Annotated in this window: 2 protein-coding genes; both read left to right on the forward strand. The window is 64.8% G+C overall.

Translation table 11 applies throughout. From position 1 onward, the window contains the following. Window positions 1–221: 221 nt before the first annotated feature. Window positions 222–1,775, forward strand: a complete 1,554-nt coding sequence (locus tag H5T65_14090) for an ABC transporter ATP-binding protein (GenBank protein MBC7260358.1) — start codon at window positions 222–224, stop codon at window positions 1,773–1,775. After that, on the forward strand, window positions 1,772–1,954 hold a 183-nt coding region (locus H5T65_14095), incomplete at its 3' end, for an ABC transporter permease (protein ID MBC7260359.1). The genes H5T65_14090 and H5T65_14095, both read left to right, overlap by 4 nt.

Genomic DNA, 1,954 nt, shown 5'->3' on the forward strand with positions numbered 1-1,954 from the left:
TGGGCGTGGAGGTTACCATTCCTAATTCGGATCCAACCCGGGGGTGTAGTGGTTCGGGCGGGCCGCCCCGCCAGAACCTCTCGCATATGTGGCGCAGACCCGAAACCGCGAATGGGCGCGAATGAACACGAATCCTGTTCGCGTGCATTTGCGTGCATTCGCGGTTCCCGTCGCGTGGGTGCGCCCCATTCGCGAATAGCCATAACAACCAGAGGAGAACGATGGCAGAACTCAACCCCATACCCGCCGTCCGCATGACGGGCATCGTCAAGCGATTCCCCGGCGTGATCGCCAACGACCACGTGGACTTTGAGGCGCTCCCGGGCGAAGTGCACAGCCTGCTGGGCGAAAACGGCGCGGGCAAGAGCACCCTCATGAACATCCTGAGCGGCTTGTACGTGCCCGATGAGGGCGAAATCCGCATCTTCGGCAAGCCGGTCGTTTTTCGCTCGCCGCGCGACGCCATCTCTCACGGCATCGGCATGGTGCACCAGCACTTCATGCTCGTAGAAATGCACACCGTAGCCGAGAACATGGTCCTGGGCCTCAACAAGCCCCGCTTCTTCCTGAACCTGCGCCAGATTGAGCAAGAGGTGGCGCAACTCTCGGCGCAATACGGGCTGCGCGTGGATCCCCGCGCGCGCATCTGGCAACTGTCCGTCGGCGAGCAGCAGCGCGTGGAAATCCTCAAGATGCTGTATCGCGGCGCGCGCATCCTCATTCTGGACGAGCCGACCGCCGTGCTGACACCCCAGGAGGTGGAGGAACTGTTCGCCACCCTGCGCCGCATGACCGCCGACGGCAAGACCGTCATCTTCATCAGCCACAAACTGGAAGAGGTCATGGCCATCTCAGACCGCATCACGGTCCTGCGGGGCGGCAAGGCCGTGGCGACCGTCCGCAAGGCCGAGACCACGCCCGCCGACCTGGCGCGGATGATGGTGGGGCGCGAGGTGCTGTTCCGCCTGGAGAAAGAAGAGCGCGAACCCGGCGAGGTAGTGCTGGAGGTGTCGGGCCTGTGCGCCAACAACGACAAGGGCCTGCCCGCCCTTAGTAACGTGTCCTTCACCATCCGCGAGGGCGAAATCCTGGGCGTGGCGGGCGTCGCGGGCAACGGCCAGCGCGAACTGGCCGAAGTCCTCACCGGCCTGCGCAAGGCCACCGCAGGGTCGGTAACCGTCCTGCAGTGCGACATCACCAACTGCTCCCCGCGCAAGATCATCGGCGAGAAGGTGGGCCACGTGCCCGAAGACCGCCTGGGCATGGGTCTGGTGCCCAACCTCTCCGTGTCCGACAATGTGATCATGAAGACGTACAAGGAGCGCCCGATCTCCACCGGGCCATTCCTGAACAGCGGAGCCATCGGTCGGTTTGCGCGCCAACTGGTGGAGCAGTTCAAAATCGCCACGCCCAGCGTCCAGACTCCGGTGCGGCTCCTGTCGGGGGGCAACCTCCAGAAGACACTCCTAGCGCGGGAGATTTCCATCAGCCCCCGCCTGATGATCGCCATGCACCCCACCCGCGGCCTGGACGTGGGAGCCACCGAGGCGGTGCGTCGCCTCCTCCTGGAACAGCGCAAGCAGGGCGCGGCGCTCCTGCTCATCAGCGAAGACCTGGACGAAATCCTAGAACTCGCCGACCGAATCCTGGTGCTCTACGAGGGCGAGGTGCAGGGCATCGTGCCCGCCAAGGACGCGGACGTGGCTGCCATCGGCCTGATGATGGCAGGCGTCAAGCCGGGACAAGAGCCTGCGCCCGAAAGGAGGCCCGCATGAGAATCCGACTGGAACGCCGCCTCAAGCCCTCCAAGTCCGCCAGTGTGCTGGTCCCCCTCGTCTCGCTGATTCTGGCGCTGGCGTTCGGCGGCCTCATCCTGCTGGCCACGGGCGCCAATCCGCTCGTTACCTACAAGGCCATGGCCGTCGGCGCGTTTGGTAGCAAGTACGCGTTCTCC

The sequence above is a fragment of the Chloroflexota bacterium genome (genome assembly GCA_014360805.1).
GTDB lineage: Bacteria > Chloroflexota > Anaerolineae > DTLA01 > DTLA01 > DTLA01.

Coding starts and splice junctions, on each gene's coding strand:
- H5T65_14090 (MBC7260358.1), top strand. CDS start 222: ATGGCAGAACTCAACCCCATACCCGCCGTCCGCATGACGGGCATCGTC.